This window comes from Companilactobacillus sp. FL22-3, from assembly GCF_054881455.1.
In genome coordinates, this window is record NZ_JBTYYZ010000010.1 from 33,264 (window position 1) to 52,231 (window position 18,968).

Below are 18,968 nucleotides of genomic sequence, written 5' to 3' on the forward strand. Positions count from 1 at the left end.
TATTACGAGTTGTAATTGAAATAATTCAGAGGTAAAAAGTATGGAGTGGAAAATAGGCAACGTCACAATTCCTAATCAAATTGTCGTTGCGCCTATGGCAGGTATCACCAATTCATCTTTCCGAGTTACTGCTAAAGAATTCGGTGCAGGTTTAGTAGTTTGTGAAATGATTAGTGACCAAGGTATTAAATATCGAAATTTAAAGACGTTGGGCATGATGTTCGTCGATCCCAAAGAGCATCCGGTCAGTATTCAAATTTTCGGTGGTACTAAGGATTCATTAGTTAATGCAGCAACTTATGTGGCTAATAATACTGGTGCTGATATTATTGATATCAACATGGGCTGTCCAGTCAAGAAAGTTACTAAGATTGGGGCTGGTTCTAGCTGGCTACGTGATCCTGATAAGCTTTATGAGATGGTTAAAGCTGTCAGCAAAGCCGTTGAGAAACCAGTCACAGTGAAAATGCGAACTGGATGGGACAACGACAGTATTTTGGCAATCGAAAATGCCCTGGCGGCTCAAGAAGCTGGTGCCAAGGCAGTTGCAATGCACGGACGAACTAAAGCTCAGATGTATAGTGGCCATTCCGACTGGGAACTTTTACATGAAGTGGCTGATCAATTAACGATTCCATTCATCGGTAACGGTGATGTTAAAACACCACAGGACGCAAAAACAATGCTGGAGGACGTAGGAGCCGATGCAGTTATGGTCGGTCGAGCGGTTCTTGGCAACCTCTGGCGTTTGAATGAAATGAATCATTATTTGAACACAGGCGAGATCTTACCGGAACCAAGTGTTAGAGAAAAAATTAATATAGCTAAACTTCAACTCCAACGTCTGGTAGACTTAAAAGGTGAGCATGTTGGTGTTCCAGAATTTCGTCAACAAGCAGCATATTATCTAAAGGGGATTCCCCATGCAGTCAGAACTCGTGCTAAAGTTATGAATGAAGATTCGATGCAAGAAGTTTTTGATACATTAGATGATTTTGTTGAAAGTTATGAAAAAAGAGAAGCGAGATCTTCAGAAATTTCGTAGACAGGGGGAAAAATTTTGAGTAACGAAAATAACAACCAAAAGAAGCAACCAACTAAAGAAGAAATTAAGAAAACAAGAGTCATGAACGACCAACTACGGGTCAGACGTGAAAAACTTCAAGAACTTTATGATGAAGGCATTGATCCATTCGGCTCAAGATTTGAAAGAACTGCTTTAGCCCAAGAAATCCACGATAAGTATGGCGATGAAGACAAGGAAACCCTTGAAGAACAAGACCTACCTGTAGTCATTGCTGGACGTATGATGACAAAACGTGGTAAAGGTAAAGTTGGTTTTGCCGATATCCGTGATCGCAGCGGCAAGATTCAAATTTATGTCCGTAAAGATGTCGTTGGTGAAGAGAATTATCACATTTTCAAGCGTTCAGATATCGGTGATCACTTGGGAATCCACGGTGAAATTATGAAGACTGATATGGGTGAATTGACTGTTAAAGCTACACATATCACAATGCTTTCTAAGTCACTTCGTCCTTTACCAGATAAATTCCATGGTTTGACTAATGTGGAACAAATTTATCGTCAAAGATACTTGGATCTAATTGCTAACCAAGATAGTTTTGAACGCTTTAAGAAGCGTACTAAGATCATCTCAGCCGTTCGTGAATATTTGGATGGCGAAGGCTTTATGTCAGTTGAAACTCCTGTATTGAACACTCAAGCTGGTGGTGCTAGTGCTAGACCATTCATCACCCATCACAATGCTTTGGATATGTCCATGTATCTACGAATTGCTTTGGAATTGCCATTGAAACGTTTGATCGTTGGTGGATTTGAACGAGTATATGAAATTGGTCGTGCTTTCCGTAATGAAGGTTTGGACACACAACATAATCCTGAATTTACTTCTTTGGAAACATATGCCGCATATTGGGATATGACTGATGTTATGAAAGAAGTCGAAGGAATCTTCAGACATGCAGCGCAAAAGGCCAATGGTACTCAAAAGGTCACTTATCAAGGTGAAGAAATTGATTTGAGCAAGCCATTCAGACGTTTGAAGATGGTTGATGCAATCAAGGAACAAACTGGTATTGATTTCAGTCAAGATATGGATCTTGAACAAGCTCGTAAGTTGGCTGATGAAAAAGGTGTACACTACGAAGATTTCTGGGGCGTTGGTCATATTATCGCTGAGTTCTTTGAAACTTTCGTTGAAGATACTTTGAAAGAACCTACATTTATTTATGAGTATCCACTAGAAGTTTCACCTTTGGCTAAGAAGAGTAAAGATAATCCTAACTTCACTGATCGTTTCGAAGTTTATATTCTAGGACATGAATTCGGTAATGCCTTTACTGAATTAAATGATCCAATCGACCAAAAAGAACGTTTTGAAGCACAAGCTGCTGAACGTGAAAAGGGTAACGATGAAGCTGAACCAATCGATAACGATTACGTGGAAGCTATGGAATATGGTATGCCACCAACTGGTGGACTTGGAATCGGAATCGATCGTTTAGTAATGTTGCTAACTGATGCACCATCTATTCGTGACGTGATCTTATTCCCAACAATGAGACCAGAAGACAACACAAATAATCCTGAATAAGCTAAATTAAGATACCTCTCTGATTCTAAATAAGGAATCAGAGGGGTATTTTTGCGTTAGGGCGAAATATGATATTGCTCAGTCAAAAATAAGCGCTAAAAACTTTAAAAATTGTTGTTGACATGATTTATAGTCAAAAGGTATACTAATATAGTTGTTTGAAACGAGTAACACATGGAGGATTAGCTCAGCTGGGAGAGCATCTGCCTTACAAGCAGGAGGTCACAGGTTCGATCCCTGTATCCTCCATTAAGCAAAACGCTTAATGGATTCATTAGTTTTTTGCGGGTGTGGCGGAATTGGCAGACGCGCTAGATTTAGGTTCTAGTGTCCTTTGGACATGAAGGTTCAAGTCCTTTCACCCGTATTAATAATTAGTCTTGCAAATTGATTAATTATTTTGTATTATGTTAATTGTTGTTGACATAATGCCGACTTAGCTCAGTTGGCAGAGCACCTGTCTTGTAAACAGGGGGTCGGAGGTTCGAATCCTCTAGTCGGCATATAGCCAAAATGCGGAAGTAGTTCAGTGGTAGAACATCACCTTGCCATGGTGGGGGTCGCGGGTTCGAATCCCGTCTTCCGCTTTAGATAAAGCGATAATTTAAAAAGGGTAATTAATTCTAATTAGAATTGATTGCCTTTTTTCGTTATCTAATTGTCTATCTTAATAAAGTATATAAATATGCGGAATGTGTTAGGATTCATATGAGGGGAATTGAGAGATTGATTTCCTAGTGAGGTAAATTAATTGCTTTTTTTTCAAACACAATTATACTTTCTAAACAGACACTTAAAAAGTAGAGGTAACATTTATGGACAAAGTATTTACCGAAAGCGCCAAAAATGCACTTGTTCTAGCGCAAGAACAAGCTAAGACATTTCATCACAATGCTGTAGGAACGGAACATATCCTATTAGGACTAGTGATGGAGAATGATGGTATTGCCGGTATTACTTTGAGAGATCTAGCTGTAAGTGAACAAGATGTTGAAGAGGAGATCGAACATCTAACAGGTTATGGCGATGTCTCATCTAATACCGCCAAGGGGATTTATTTACCATATTCTCCTAAAGGACAATTGATTTTAAGCGATGCGGAAGAAACATCTGATACATACAAGGCTAACCGCATCGGAACAGAACACATTTTATTGGCAATTCTAGATGATGCTGACAATTTGGCTAACCGTATCTTGGTCAACCTAGGACTTAGCTTAGCGAAAACTAAGTCATTGCTCTTGAGCAAGATGGGGATTTCGAATAAAGCAGCTCGTCGAGGTTTTGCTTCTAATTTATCTAATAAACAAAAGAAACAACAATCACAAAATGGTACACCAACACTTGATTCTCTAGCTCGTGATTTGACTAAGATGGCTGCTGACAATCAGATTGATCCAGTCATTGGTCGTCAATCCGAAGTTGAAAGAACCATTCAGATCCTCAGCCGTCGGACCAAGAATAATCCAGTCCTCGTTGGGGAACCTGGTGTTGGTAAAACTGCAATTGCTGAAGGTTTAGCAATTGCTATCGTCAAAAAAGAAGTTCCAATCGATATGCAAAATAAACGAATCATGATGCTTGATATGGGCTCATTAGTAGCTGGAACTAAGTATCGTGGTGAGTTTGAAGATCGTTTGAAGAAAGTTATCGAAGAAATTTATCAAGATAAACATGTCATTCTCTTTATTGATGAATTGCACACCTTGATTGGTGCCGGTGGTGCCGAAGGTGCAATTGATGCTTCAAATATCTTGAAACCAGCTTTAGCTCGTGGTGAATTGCAATTGATCGGTGCCACAACTTCAAATGAATATCAAAAGTACATTGAAAAAGACACTGCTTTGGAACGTCGCTTTGCGAAAGTTCATGTTGAAGAACCTAGTGCCGAAGATTCAATCAAGATTTTGGAAGGCCTACGTCCAAGATATGAACAACATCATGGTTTGACCATTTCTGATGAAGCTGTTGAAGCAGCAGTTCGTTTTTCAACCCGTTATCTAACTAACCGTTTCTTGCCTGACAAGGCTATCGATTTGATGGATGAAGCTTCTGCTAAAGTCAGAATTCACAATGTTTCCAAGAGCAACAAGTTGGAAGAATTGACTAATAAGTCAATGAAATTGTTGAGTGACAAGAATAATGCCATTCTTGATCAAGACTTTGAAAAAGCTGCGAAGATCCGTGAAGAAGAGCAAGATGTTCAAGAACAATTGAGCAAGATTCAAGATAAAAAAACTGTTGAGACTAAAAAGCCAGTTGTTACCGCTGATGATATTGCTGAAGTGATTGCACAGTGGACAGGCGTACCTGTGAAGCAAATTACTCGTAAAGAGAGTGAAAAGCTACTCAACCTTGAAAAAGAGCTTCACAAGCGAGTTATTGGACAAGAGGACGCAATCAATGCCGTTTCTCGTGCCATCAGACGTGCTAGAAGTGGAATGAAAGATCCTAACCGCCCAATCGGTTCATTTATGTTCTTAGGACCAACTGGTGTTGGTAAGACTGAACTAGCTAAGTCGATTGCTGAAGTAATGTTTGGTTCAGAAGATAACTTGATCCGAGTTGACATGTCTGAATACATGGAACAATACAGTACTTCGAAGCTGATCGGTTCTGCCCCAGGTTATGTTGGCTTTGATGATGGTGGTCAGCTGACTGAAAAAGTTAGAAATGAACCTTATTCAGTTGTCTTGCTAGATGAGGTTGAAAAGGCTCATCCTGATGTCTTTAATATCTTGTTACAAGTCTTAGACGATGGTATTTTAACTGATGCCAAGGGACGTAAGGTTGACTTTAGAAACACCATTATCATCATGACTTCCAACTTGGGAGCTCGTGCTTTGGAAGATGACAAGTCAGTCGGCTTCGGTGCGCGTGATGTTCATGACGACTACAAAGAGATGCAAGAACGAATCAATACTGAATTGAAGAAATTCTTCCGTCCTGAGTTCTTGAACCGAATCGATGAAACAATTGTCTTCAAGTCACTCAATAAAGAGCAACTCAAGGCTATTGCTAAGATCATGAGTAATAACTTGAGAAAACGTCTGGACGAAAGAGAAATCAAGCTAGTAATTTCTCCATCAGCTTACAATGATCTGGTCAAAGATGGCTACAATCCAGAGTATGGTGCTCGACCAATGAGAAGAACTATTCAAAGAGAAATCGAAGATCCAGCCAGTGAACAACTTTTAATGGGACACGTTAAAGCTGGTGACTCTATTAAAGTTGGTTCCAAAAAAGGGAAGTTGACAATTACAGTTGATCACCCTGAAGAAAATAAAACATTGACTCACTAAAAAAAGTAAAATCACTACTATTGACAAAGAAAATAGTTGAGAGTATTATCTTTTTTGAGATTCAAAGTTCAAATTGCGTATCACGATCTATTGTCCGTGGTTATGCTAAATAAAAAACACAAAAATAGAAAAGAGATTCTATTTTTGGTTTTTTTTTGCCTAAAATTAGGATAAAAAAACGTTTTCATGCAATTGTAATCAAAATGTAATATTTCGATACGGCAATTTGAACAAATTAAATGTTGAGGTGAAAAATTTGACTTATCATAACGTTAATTATGGTGCACACCGTGTTCGTCGTAGTTATGCAAAGATCAAGGAAGTACTTCCACTGCCAAATTTGATTGACATTCAAACAAATTCTTACAACTGGTTCTTGGATGAAGGACTAAAAGATATGTTTGATGACATTATGCCAATTGATGATTTCGCAGGAAATCTTTCTTTGGAATACGTCGATTACAAGTTACTAGAACCAAAATATACTGTTGAAGAAGCTAGAGCTCATGACGCTAACTATTCAGCACCACTCCATGTAACTTTGAAGTTGACTAACCATGAAACTGGTGAAATCAAGACTCAAGATGTTTTCTTCGGTGATTTCCCTATCATGACTGATGAAGGAACTTTCATCATCAACGGTGCTGAACGTGTAATTGTTTCTCAATTAGTTCGTTCACCTGGTATCTACTACAATGAAGATACTGATAAAAATGGCCGTGTAAACTATGGTACAACCGTTATCCCTAACCGTGGTGCTTGGTTGGAATATGAAACAGATGCTAAAGGTTTAGGTTACGTAAGAATCGATAGAACTAGAAAGTTAGCTATTTCTGAACTTGTCAGAGCCCTAGGTTTTGGTGAAGACTCAGAAATTCTTGATATTTTTGGTGAAAACGATACTTTGAACCTTACTCTTGAAAAAGATGTTCATAAGGATACAAGTGATTCACGTGTTGAAGAAGCTTTGAAAGATATCTATGAAAGACTTCGTCCTGGTGAACCAAAGACAGCAGATAGTTCTCGTTCATTGCTATATGCTCGTTTCTTTGACCCACGTCGTTATGATCTAGCCCCTGTTGGTCGTTACAAGATCAATAAGAAGTTAAATCTTAAGACAAGACTTCTCAACAAGACTTTAGCTGAAACATTAGCTGACCCAGATACTGGTGAAGTTGTACTCGCTAAGGATACTTTGATTGACCGCGATGCCATGAATAAATTGGCTCCATATCTTGAAAGAGACGATTTCAAGACTGTCACATTGACTCCTTCAGATGAGGGTGTTCTAACTGACCCAATCACTATTCAAACTATCAAGGTTTATTCAGAAGTCGATAACGAAAAAGTTGTTAACATGATTGGTAACGGTCATATTCCTGAAGAAAACCGGACAATTACACCAGCTGATATCTTAGCTGGAATCAACTACTTCTTGAACTTAAAAGAAGGTATCGGTACAACTGATGATATCGATCACTTGGGTAACCGTCGTATTCGTTCAGTCGGTGAATTGCTACAAAACCAATTTAGAATTGGTCTATCACGTATGGAACGTGTTGTTCGTGAAAGAATGTCAATTCAAGACTCATCAACTGTTACACCTCAACAATTGATCAATATCAGACCTGTTGTTGCTTCAATCAAGGAATTCTTTGGTTCATCACAATTGTCACAATTCATGGATCAAACTAATCCACTTGGAGAACTAGAACACAAACGTCGTTTATCAGCCCTTGGACCTGGTGGTTTGACTCGTGACCGTGCCGGATATGAAGTTCGTGACGTTCACTATACTCACTATGGCCGTATGTGTCCTATCGAAACTCCTGAAGGTCCTAATATCGGACTTATCAATAACTTGGCTTCATATGCCATCATCAACAAGTATGGCTTCATTGAAACACCATATCGTCGTGTTTCATGGGATACTCACAAAGTAACCGATAAAATCGATTACTTGACTGCTGACGAAGAAGATAACTACGTTGTTGCCCAAGCTAATACACCATTGAACGATGATGGTTCATTCGTTGACAACACGATCTTGGCTCGTAGCAAGGATGATAACATCGAAACAACTCCTGAAAAAGTCGATTACATGGACGTTTCTCCTAAACAAGTAGTTTCTGTAGCTACTGCATGTATTCCTTTCTTGGAAAACGATGACTCCAACCGTGCTTTGATGGGTGCCAACATGCAACGTCAAGCTGTTCCTTTGATCAATCCACATGCACCATTAGTTGGTACTGGTATGGAATATATTGCTGCTCATGATTCTGGTGCTGCATTGTTAGCTGAACACGCTGGTACAGTTGAATATGTTGATGCTAAGAAAGTTACGGTCAAACGTGACGAAGATGGCACAATTGATGATTACAAGATCACTAAGTTCCGTCGTTCAAATAATGGTAAGAGTTACAACCAAAAACCTATCGTTCGTAAGGATGAAAAGGTTAAGAAGGGTGATATTATCGCCGATGGTCCTGCTATGGAAAACGGTGAATTAGCTCTTGGTCAAAACCCATTGATTGCCTTTATGACATGGAACATGTACAACTACGAAGATGCGATCGTACTTTCAGAAAAATTAGTGCGTGAAGATGCTTATACTTCAGTTCATATTGAAGAATACGAATCAGAAGCACGTGATACAAAACTTGGACCTGAAGAAATCACACGTGAAATTCCTAACGTTGGTGAAGATTCATTGAAGGATCTTGACGAATTCGGAATTATCAGAATTGGTGCTGAAGTCCGTGATGGCGATATCTTAGTTGGTAAAGTTACTCCTAAAGGTGTGACTGAATTATCAGCCGAAGAAAGATTGCTTCATGCTATCTTTGGTGAAAAAGCTCGTGAAGTTCGTGATACTTCACTTCGTGTACCACATGGTGGTGGCGGTATTATCCAAGATGTTAAGGTCTTCACTCGTGAAGCCGGTGACGAACTTGATCCTGGTGTTAACATGTTAGTTCGTGTTTACATTGCTCAAAAGCGTAAGATTCAAGTTGGTGACAAGATGTCTGGTCGTCACGGTAACAAGGGTACTGTTTCAATCGTTGTTCCTGAGGAAGATATGCCTTACATGCCAGATGGTACTCCAGTAGATATCCTCTTGAACCCAATGGGTGTTCCATCACGTATGAATATCGGACAAGTTCTTGATCTTCACTTAGGTATGGCTGCTAGAAAACTTGGCATCCATGTTGCTACACCTGTTTTCGACGGTGTAAGTGATGACGAACTTTGGGACATCGTTAAAGAAGCTGATATGGATTCTGATGGTAAGTCGATCCTTTATGATGGACGTACTGGTGAACCATTCAAGAACCGTGTTGCCGTTGGTGTCATGTACTACTTGAAACTAGCCCACATGGTTGATGATAAGATTCATGCTCGTTCAATCGGACCTTACTCACTAGTTACTCAACAACCACTTGGTGGTAAAGCACAATTTGGTGGTCAGAGATTTGGTGAAATGGAAGTTTGGGCCCTTGAAGCTTACGGTGCTGCTTATACACTTCAAGAAATCTTGACTTACAAGTCTGATGATGTTGTTGGACGTGTTAAGACATACGAAGCTATCGTTAAGGGTGAAAGTATTCCTAAGCCTGGTGTTCCTGAATCATTCCGTGTTCTTGTCAAAGAACTACAAGCTCTAGGACTAGACATGAAAGTCTTAGATTCACATAAGAAAGAAATCGAACTTAGAGATATGGATGACGATGAAGACACTGTTTCAATCGACGCCTTATCTAAGTTTGCTAAACAACAAGAACAAAAACGTGCTGAAGAGGAAGCTAAGAAGCTTGAAGACTCAAAAGATTCAGCTGAATCAACTAGTACAAAATCAGAAAACTAGTCAAAACTTTAGGGAGGTTACCTTTTGATAGACGTTAATAAATTCGAAAGTATGCAAATTGGTTTAGCATCTCCGGACAAGATTCGTAGTTGGTCTTATGGAGAAGTTAAAAAACCAGAAACTATCAACTACCGTACTTTGAAACCAGAAAAAGATGGTCTATTCGATGAAAGAATTTTCGGACCAACTAAAGACTGGGAATGTGCCTGTGGTAAATACAAACGTATCCGTTATAAGGGTATTGTCTGTGACCGCTGTGGTGTTGAAGTTACTCGTTCAAAGGTTCGTCGTGAACGTATGGCTCACATCGAATTAGCTGCCCCAGTATCACACATCTGGTACTTCAAGGGTATCCCATCACGTATGGGACTTGTTTTGGACATGAGTCCAAGAAACTTGGAAGAAGTAATCTACTTTGCATCATATGTAGTTATCGACCCAGGTGAAACAGATCTAGAAAAGAAACAACTTTTAACTGAAACAGAATATCGTAAGAAACGTGAAGAATTTGGCAACAAGTTCGTTGCTAAGATGGGTGCTGAAGGTATCCGTGATTTACTTAGCCAAGTTGATATGGATTCTGAAGTTAAAGAACTTCGTGATGAATTAAAGAGTGCTCAAGGTCAAAAACGTACTCGTGCTATCAGACGTTTGGACATTTTAAGTGCTTTCCAAAAATCAGGCAATAAACCAGAATGGATGGTAATGGAAGCAATTCCTGTTATCCCACCTGATTTACGTCCTATGGTTCAACTAGAAGGTGGCCGTTTCGCTACTTCTGACTTGAACGATTTGTACCGTCGTGTTATTAACAGAAATAACCGTTTGAAGAGATTGTTGGATCTTCATGCTCCTAACATCATCGTTCAAAACGAAAAACGTATGTTGCAAGAAGCCGTTGATGCTTTGATCGATAATGGTCGTCGTGGCCGTCCCGTTACTGGACCTGGTAACCGTCCATTGAAGTCACTTTCACATATGTTGAAAGGTAAGCAAGGACGTTTCCGTCAAAACTTACTTGGTAAACGTGTTGATTATTCAGGACGTTCAGTTATTGATGTTGGTCCTACATTGAAGTTCTATCAATGTGGTCTTCCACGTGAAATGGCTTTGGAATTATTCAAACCATTCGTTATGCATGAACTTGTTAAGCGTGAAATTGCTTCTAACGTTAAAAATGCTAGAAGAAAGATCGATCGTCAAGATGATGACATTTGGGATGTACTAGAAGACGTTATCAAAGAACGTCCAGTATTACTTAACCGTGCCCCTACACTTCACAGACTTGGTATTCAAGCTTTTGAACCTGTCTTGGTTGAAGGTAAGTCAATGCGTTTGCACCCACTTGCTTGTGAAGCTTACAATGCCGATTTCGATGGGGATCAGATGGCTATCCACGTTCCTCTATCAGATGAAGCTCAAGCCGAAGCTCGTATGTTGATGCTTGCTGCTCACCATATTCTTGCTCCTAAAGATGGTAAGCCTATCGTTACACCTTCACAGGATGTCGTTTTAGGTAACTACTATCTAACAATTGAAACAAGACATATGACTGGTGAAGGTAAGATCTTCAAGGATTCAAACGAAGTTCAAACTGCTTTATTGAATGGTGATGTTCACTATCACACAAGAATTGGTATCGCAGTTAACTCAATGCCAAACAAGCCATTCAAGGATGATCAAAGAGATAAGGTTATGATTACTTCAGTTGGTAAAGTAATCTTTAACGAAATTCTTCCTGAAGATTTCCCATATTTGAATGAACCAACTGATGAAAACTTGATGCATGGCGTTCCAGACAAATACTTCCTTGGCAAAGGTGAAGATATTAAGGCTCGTCTCGATGAAATGGATCTAATCGACCCATTGAAGAGTGGCTACTTATCAGATATCATTGCTCAAGTATTCAAGATCTACCGTGTTCAAAGAACTTCATCACTACTTGATGATATGAAGGAATTAGGTTATACAATTTGTACATTGTCTGGTTTGACAGTCGGTGTGACAGATGTTCCTAACTTGACTCAAAAACCTGAAATCATCGAAAAAGCCCACAAACAAGTTGCTTCAATTTCTAAGCAATTCCGTCGTGGACTTATCACCGATTCAGAACGTCATGACCGTGTTATCAGTGTTTGGAATGATACAAAGGATGAGATCCAACAATTGTTGATCGACTCATTTGATCCTACTAACCCTATTTCAATGATGTCTGACTCCGGTGCCCGTGGTAACATCTCAAACTTTACTCAGCTAGCAGGTATGCGTGGACTTATGGCTGCCCCTAACGGTGGTATGATGGAAATCCCTGTTATTTCTAACTTCCGTGAAGGACTATCAGTTATGGAAATGTTCATGTCAACCCACGGTGCCCGTAAAGGTATGACTGATACGGCTTTGAAGACAGCTAACTCTGGTTACTTGACTCGTCGTTTGGTTGATGTTGCGCAAGATGTTATTGTTCGTGAAGAAGATTGTGGTACTGATCGTGGACTTGTTGTAAGTTCAATCATGGAAGGTACCGATATGATCGAACCATTGTATGATCGACTAGTTGGTCGTTATACACAAAAGACAGTTAAAGATCCAAAGACTGGCGAAGTTATCGTACCTCGTGGTGTCTTGATGGATGAAACAATTGCTCAAAAGGTTGTTGACGCTGGTGTTACTCACGTGACAATTCGTTCAGCATTCACATGTGATACTAAGCATGGTGTATGTAAGAAGTGTTACGGTCGTAACCTTGCTACTGGTGAAGAAGTTGAAATTGGTGAAGCAGTTGGTACTGTTGCTGCTCAATCAATCGGTGAACCAGGTACACAATTGACAATGAGAAACTTCCATACCGGTGGTGTTGCTGGTGGTGACGATATTACTCAAGGACTTCCTCGTGTTCAAGAAATCGTTGAAGCTAGAAATCCTAAAGGTCTTGCCGTTATTTCAGAAGTTGATGGTACAGTTACATCAATCGATGAAAACCCAGCAGAACACACTAAGGAAATTACAGTTGAAGGTGACATTGATACTAGATCTTACAATGTTCCTTACACATCAAGTGTTGCGGTTGCCGAAGGTGATCACGTTAAACGTGGTGGTAAGTTAACACAAGGTTCAATCGATCCTAAGGAATTGATCAAAGTTACAAACGTTCTACATACAGAAAACTACTTGCTTGCTGAAGTTCAAAAAGTTTACCGTATGCAGGGTGTTGATATCTCTGATAAGCACTTTGAGGTTATGATCAGACAAATGCTTAGAAAGATCCGTATTCTTGATCCTGGTGATACAGATGTCTTGCCTGGTCAATTGATGGATATTTCTCAATTTACTGACCATAACCGTGAAACATTGTTCAATGGTGATGTACCAGCAACTGGTCGTCCAGTTCTACTTGGTATCACTAAGGCTTCTCTTGAAACTAACAGTTTCTTGTCAGCCGCTTCCTTCCAGGAAACAACTCGAGTTCTTACTGACGCTTCAATTCGTGGTAAGAATGATCCACTTCTTGGACTTAAGGAAAATGTTATTATTGGTAAACTTATCCCTGCTGGTACTGGTATGGCTAAGTACAACCACATGGAACCAAAGAAAGTTGGTCCTATGGCAGATAACTCCTTGAACGGTGCCTACACAATTTCTGACATTGAAGCTCAAATGAAAGCTGAAGATGCAGCTAAAGAAGAAAAACACTAATTGTTATTAAAAAGACAGCCTTTGGGCTGTCTTTTTTTGTATACTAGTAGTGATAGAATCTAGAAAAACTTTTTGGAGGTTAAAATTTTGCAGAAACAAGAATTAGCTTATCAAAATACGAAGTTTAATTTAGATACGTATTGGGTCGATCCTGTAGCTGACTTTGGGACACCAGCTAAGCGTCCTTTAGCAATTATTTGTCCTGGAGGGGCTTTTAAATTCATTACTGATCGTGAAGCACAGCCAATTGCCTTTAAATTCAATTCGATAGGTATGCACGCCTTAGTTTTGAACTATCAACTTGCCGACGATGAACACAGCGTTTATCCCTTGGCCTTGCAAGAATTAGCAACGACTTTAAACTGGTTGAAGACACAAGATGAAGCCCATCACATTGATTTTGAGAAAGTCATTTTGATAGGATTTTCAGCTGGTAGTCATATCGTGGCTAACTTCAATTCACTAATGATGGATCCAGATCAGAGTCCAAAGATTTACCCTGAGGGTTTAAAGGTAACGCCAGCAGCAAATGTGCTCTGTTATCCTGTGATCGATATGACCCTGGGTTGGCCAACCGATGAGGAATGGTCCATGAAAGTTGCACCAGATATTTATTACTGGCAAGCTCAAGAGCATCTAAGCAAGAACAGCAAACCAACTTTCATTTGGCAAACAGTCACTGATACTACAGTTCCCGTGATGAATTCGATCGTATATGCGCAAAAACTAGATTTGTTGAACGTTCCATTTGAATTACACTTATTTGGTTCTGGTGCGCATGGTTTATCATTGGCAAATTATGTTACTCAAAATCCTGGTAATGAGGCAAATCTCAACCAATTCGATACAAAGTGGTGGGAATTGTGCGTAAATTGGCTTAAATTACAAAATATTATTCCTAAGCAATAAATAAAGAGATCAGATAGACGATACCTGTTGAATAACTGAGATAGGGGATGAATCTAAATGATCTTTTTTTATGCACTAAATAGGCGGTTAAACAGATCAAGCAAGCTAAAGTGATGATCCAAAGTGTTGAAAACCAGCCTAAGATCAAGCCTAATAGAGCGATAACTTCAATGTCACCTAAACCAAATTCGTACTTGCGACTGAATAGTAGTAGAGATAAGTAAAATATCAGTCCAATCAGTGGATGGAATTGGTGCCAGAATAAGGTAGGAATGACGATTACATAAGTCATCGGATAGACATAGCCAAAAAAGGCATCGCAAAATCCTAAGAGAATCAACAATAAAAACAACGGTATTAGGGCAAAGTCGTTGCAGTTAATCAAAGTTAAGAATATTGATCCACCAATAAATTCATTAACCGGATTTAAAAAACTAATTTGATTTTTGCAGTGGGAGCATTTACCATAAACAATGAAATAACCTATTATAGGTATAATTTCAAACCATCGTAAAATCCTATCACAATAGTCGCAATGTGAGCGTCTAGTCAGGCTCAAATGCGGGTAATCATGAGCAACAACTTTTAGAAAGGAGATAATGCAAGCTCCTAACATGAAAATAATTAAGTATAAAAAGTATTTCATTTTTTTCACCTCGTTTAAAATTACGAAGTCTTGTGGATAACTTTTTAGAAATGTTGCATTGACATGGCTTTTTTTAGATGGTATTCTATTAGACGTGCTTTTATTGGCAGCAATATTAGTTTGTTTATTAAATATAAAGCTCATAACGTACGCCACTCATGTGGTTTATTATTTTACAAAATTATGAACCACCTGGATGTGTGTACTTAAATTTTTAGGAGGAACTTTGAATGCCTACAATTAATCAATTAGTTCGCAAAGGCCGTAAGTCACAAACTTCTAAGTCCGATGCTCCTGCATTGAACTACGGCTACAATAGTATGAAGAAAGTTGCCACAAAGAACCCAGCTCCACAAAAACGTGGTGTTGCAACTCGTGTCGGTACAATGACACCTAAGAAACCTAACTCTGCCCTACGTAAGTATGCCCGTGTTAGATTATCAAACCTTATTGAAGTAACAGCATATATCCCTGGTATTGGCCACAACTTGCAAGAGCATAGTGTTGTTCTCGTCCGTGGTGGACGTGTAAAGGATCTACCTGGTGTTCGTTATCACGTTGTTCGTGGTGCCTTAGATACAGCCGGTGTTGATGGACGTATGCAAAGTCGTTCAAAATATGGTGCTAAGAGACCTAAGAAATAACAACCAATTATTAATATCTTAAAGAAATAATGTAATAACGGAGGAATTTAATATGCGTAAAGGTAGAGCTCCAAAACGTGATGTTTTGCCAGACCCAATGTACAACTCAAAGCTAGTAACTCGCTTGATCAACCACTTAATGTATGATGGTAAAAGAGGTACTGCTTCAACAATTCTATATCGTGCATTCGATATTATTAAGGATAAGACAGGTAACGAACCATTGGACGTGTTTGAAGAAGCAATGAACAATGTTATGCCTGTACTTGAAGTTAAGGCTCGCCGTATCGGTGGTTCTAACTATCAAATTCCTATCGAAGTACGTCCAGATCGTCGTACTACTTTAGGTCTTCGTTGGATCACAAGCTATGCTCGTCTACGTGGTGAACATACAATGGACCAACGTCTTGCAAATGAAATTATGGATGCAGCTAACAATACTGGTGCTGCTGTTAAGAAACGTGAAGATACACATAAGATGGCCGATGCTAACCGTGCATTCGCTCACTATCGTTGGTAGGATCTAGTTGTTAAACTAGTTAATTTGAGAGGAGAAACAATTTTTCATGGCTAATAAACGTGAATTTCCACTAGAAGAAACCAGAAATATTGGTATCATGGCCCATATCGATGCCGGTAAAACTACAACTACTGAACGTATTTTGTACTATACTGGTAAGATCCACAAAATTGGTGAAACACATGATGGTGCTTCACAAATGGACTGGATGGCCCAAGAACAAGAACGTGGTATTACTATTACATCAGCTGCTACAACTGCTGAATGGAAAGGTAACCGTATCAACATCATCGATACTCCAGGACACGTTGACTTCACAATCGAAGTTGAACGTTCACTACGTGTGCTAGATGGTGCTATTACAGTTCTTGATGCTCAATCAGGTGTTGAACCACAAACTGAAAATGTTTGGCGTCAAGCTTCAACATATGGTGTTCCACGTATTGTTTTTGTTAACAAAATGGATAAAATCGGTGCTAACTTCGACTACTCAGTTGACACACTTCACGAAAGACTTCAAGCTAATGCGCATGCTGTTCAAATGCCTATTGGTGCTGAAGACCAATTCGAAGGTGTTATCGACTTGATCGAAATGAAAGCCGACCTTTATGATGAAGATGAATTAGGTACAAAGTGGGATACAGTTGATGTTCCTGAAGAATACCGTGCTGAAGCAGAAAAGAAACGTTCTGAATTGATCGAAGCTGTTGCTGATGTTGATGACGACATCATGGAAAAATATCTTGGCGGAGAAGAAATCAGCAATGATGAAATCCGTGCAGCTATTCGTAAAGCAACAATCAATTTGAAATTCTTCCCAGTTCTTGCTGGTTCTGCTTTCAAGAACAAAGGTGTTCAAATGTTGATGGATGCGGTTGTTGATTACCTACCATCACCACTTGACGTACGTCCTTATAAAGCTACAGATCCTAAGGATGACTCAGAAGTTGAACTTATGGCTGATGATAGCAAACCATTTGCTGGTCTAGCATTTAAGATCGCTACTGACCCATTCGTTGGACGTCTAACATACATTCGTGTATATAGAGGTTCACTAGAATCAGGTTCTTATGTCTTGAACTCAACAAAAGACAAACGTGAACGTGTTGGTCGTTTGCTACAAATGCATTCTAACCACCGTAAGGAAATCCCAGAAGTATTCTCAGGTGATATCGCTGCTGTTATCGGTTTGAAGAACACTACAACTGGTGATTCTCTAACAGATCCTTCAGATCCATTGATTCTTGAATCATTGGATATTCCAGATCCAGTTATCCAAGTTTCTATCGAACCTAACTCAAAGGAAGATAGAGATAAGATGGATATTGCTATCCAAAAACTATCTGAAGAAGATCCTACTTTCCAAGCTGAAACAAATCCTGAAACTGGTGAAACTCTTATCGCCGGAATGGGTGAATTGCACTTGGATATCATGGTTGACCGTATGAAACGTGAATTCAACGTTGCATGTAAGGTTGGTGAACCTCAAGTTGCTTACCGTGAAACATTTACACAACAAACAAGTGCTCAAGGTAAGTTCGTTCGTCAATCAGGTGGTAAAGGTCAATATGGTGATGTTTGGGTTGAATTTACACCTAATGAAGAAGGTAAAGGCTTCGAATTCGAAGACGCTATCGTCGGTGGTGTTGTTCCTCGTGAATACATTCCATCAGTTGAACAAGGTTTGAAGGAAGCTATGGAAAACGGTGTTCTTGCCGGTTATCCATTGATCGATGTTAAGGCTAAGTTGTATGATGGTTCATACCACGAAGTCGATTCATCTGAAGCAGCCTTCAAGATTGCCGCTTCAATGGCTCTACGTAATGCTGCTAAGACTGCTGGTGCTGTAATTCTTGAACCTATTATGAAGGTTGAAATTGTTACACCAGAAGATTACTTAGGTGATGTTATGGGACAAGTTACTGCTCGTCGTGGACGTGTTGAAGGTATGGAAGCACGTGGTAATGCACAACTTATCAATGCTTTCGTTCCACTTGCAGAAATGTTTGGTTACGCTACAACACTTCGTTCAGCAACACAAGGTCGTGGTACATTTACAATGACAATGGATCACTACGAAAAGGTTCCTAAGTCAATTCAAGCTGACATTATTAAGAAAAACGGTGGTAACCCTGAAGAATAGATCTTTAGAGTGAAACTAAAAAAGAGTTAGGGACATAACTCCTAATTCAAAGTAAAAAGCAATTGATAAATTCCTATATTTGGAATTTTCAATTGCTTTTTTTAGTTTCATTCAAACAACCAAACAATTTGGCAATCTTTGCCATGGTATTTTAATACCAATCCTATTATATTTTCACTTAATGTTACCGATGTAAATGCTGCACCGTACTATCTATATGGTAGTAATTTGAAAAATTCTAATGGTATTACGTATCAAAAATTTTGGTTAACAGATAATATCACCGCACGACAAAGACAAAATATTAACAATGCGATGTATAGATTGAATACTTCAGAAGGATGTAATACTGTAACACCGATGAACGTAAATTATACGACAAATAAGAATTAAAGTATTATGGATTTTTCATATTCTAAATTCTGGTATGATAGGAGTATGTCAAGAACCAGAGAAGCAACTTTTGTACATGAAATTGGACACGCCGTTAGATTAGCACATAATAATTTAACATCTGAAATGATCATGAAATCAAATATTCTGGAAGTTAAAAAAGCGGGACCATATCTTGGAGATTTGCAAGGAGTAAATGCTCTTTATTAGGATTTTGAGAATGGGAGAATTTTAAA

11 protein-coding genes, 4 tRNA genes and 1 pseudogene are annotated in these 18,968 nt (G+C 39.1%); 14 read left to right on the forward strand and 2 right to left on the reverse strand.

The window, feature by feature from the left end:
* Positions 1-40: 40 nt before the first annotated feature.
* The 10 genes from dusB to ACYT32_RS09815 all read left to right on the forward strand — a co-directional run bounded on the left by dusB (position 41) and on the right by ACYT32_RS09815 (position 14,386).
* Positions 41-1,045 (forward strand): tRNA dihydrouridine synthase DusB, encoded by a 1,005-nt coding sequence (gene dusB, locus ACYT32_RS09770; RefSeq protein ID WP_395265941.1) that lies wholly within the window; start codon positions 41-43, stop codon positions 1,043-1,045.
* An 81-nt stretch (positions 1,046-1,126) separates the two neighbouring features.
* Positions 1,127-2,617: a lysine--tRNA ligase gene (lysS, locus tag ACYT32_RS09775; protein WP_395266020.1), complete on the forward strand. Its 1,491-nt coding sequence runs from the start codon at positions 1,127-1,129 to the stop codon at positions 2,615-2,617.
* A 176-nt stretch (positions 2,618-2,793) separates the two neighbouring features.
* Positions 2,794-2,866: transfer RNA gene (locus ACYT32_RS09780), tRNA-Val, on the forward strand.
* A gap of 35 nt (positions 2,867-2,901) precedes the next feature.
* Positions 2,902-2,984: transfer RNA gene (locus ACYT32_RS09785), tRNA-Leu, on the forward strand.
* 63 nt (positions 2,985-3,047) lie between these two features.
* A tRNA-Thr gene (locus tag ACYT32_RS09790) sits at positions 3,048-3,120 on the forward strand.
* Between the two features lie 12 nt (positions 3,121-3,132).
* A tRNA-Gly gene (locus ACYT32_RS09795) sits at positions 3,133-3,204 on the forward strand.
* A gap of 228 nt (positions 3,205-3,432) precedes the next feature.
* Positions 3,433-5,919 (forward strand): ATP-dependent Clp protease ATP-binding subunit, encoded by a 2,487-nt coding sequence (locus ACYT32_RS09800; protein ID WP_395265942.1) that lies wholly within the window; start codon positions 3,433-3,435, stop codon positions 5,917-5,919.
* Between the two features lie 256 nt (positions 5,920-6,175).
* A complete protein-coding gene (gene rpoB, locus ACYT32_RS09805; RefSeq protein WP_395266021.1) occupies positions 6,176-9,784 on the forward strand; it encodes a DNA-directed RNA polymerase subunit beta in 3,609 nt (1,202 codons plus the stop codon).
* Positions 9,785-9,808: 24 nt separating this feature from the next.
* The gene (rpoC, locus tag ACYT32_RS09810) at positions 9,809-13,477 is read left to right on the forward strand and encodes a DNA-directed RNA polymerase subunit beta' (RefSeq protein WP_395265943.1); all 3,669 of its coding nucleotides are present in this window, start codon (positions 9,809-9,811) and stop codon (positions 13,475-13,477) included.
* An 87-nt stretch (positions 13,478-13,564) separates the two neighbouring features.
* Positions 13,565-14,386 carry an alpha/beta hydrolase gene (locus ACYT32_RS09815; protein WP_395265944.1) on the forward strand — a complete coding sequence of 274 codons (822 nt, stop codon included), beginning with the start codon at positions 13,565-13,567 and terminating at the stop codon, positions 14,384-14,386.
* Here the strand turns inward: ACYT32_RS09815 and ACYT32_RS09820 are convergent.
* Together ACYT32_RS09820 and ACYT32_RS09825 are read right to left on the reverse strand one after the other, a co-directional pair.
* Entirely contained in the window at positions 14,376-14,771 is a 396-nt protein-coding gene (locus ACYT32_RS09820) for an A24 family peptidase (protein WP_395266023.1), read from the reverse strand. The genes ACYT32_RS09815 and ACYT32_RS09820 overlap by 11 nt on opposite strands.
* Positions 14,772-14,780: 9 nt before the next feature.
* Positions 14,781-15,176: pseudogene (locus tag ACYT32_RS09825) on the reverse strand (prepilin peptidase); the annotation flags it as partial.
* Between the two features lie 86 nt (positions 15,177-15,262).
* Here ACYT32_RS09825 and rpsL point away from each other — a divergent pair.
* The 4 genes from rpsL to ACYT32_RS09845 all read left to right on the forward strand — a co-directional run bounded on the left by rpsL (position 15,263) and on the right by ACYT32_RS09845 (position 18,942).
* A complete protein-coding gene (gene rpsL / locus ACYT32_RS09830) occupies positions 15,263-15,676 on the forward strand; it encodes a 30S ribosomal protein S12 (RefSeq protein ID WP_041501325.1) in 414 nt (137 codons plus the stop codon).
* A 52-nt stretch (positions 15,677-15,728) separates the two neighbouring features.
* Positions 15,729-16,196, forward strand: coding sequence for a 30S ribosomal protein S7 (gene rpsG / locus ACYT32_RS09835; RefSeq protein ID WP_102196878.1), 468 nt, complete (start codon positions 15,729-15,731; stop codon positions 16,194-16,196).
* Between the two features lie 46 nt (positions 16,197-16,242).
* Positions 16,243-18,339 carry an elongation factor G gene (gene fusA / locus ACYT32_RS09840; RefSeq protein ID WP_395265945.1) on the forward strand — a complete coding sequence of 699 codons (2,097 nt, stop codon included), beginning with the start codon at positions 16,243-16,245 and terminating at the stop codon, positions 18,337-18,339.
* Positions 18,340-18,777: 438 nt separating this feature from the next.
* Positions 18,778-18,942, forward strand: a complete 165-nt coding sequence (locus tag ACYT32_RS09845) for a zinc metalloprotease (protein ID WP_395265946.1) — start codon at positions 18,778-18,780, stop codon at positions 18,940-18,942.
* Positions 18,943-18,968 lie beyond the last annotated feature (26 nt).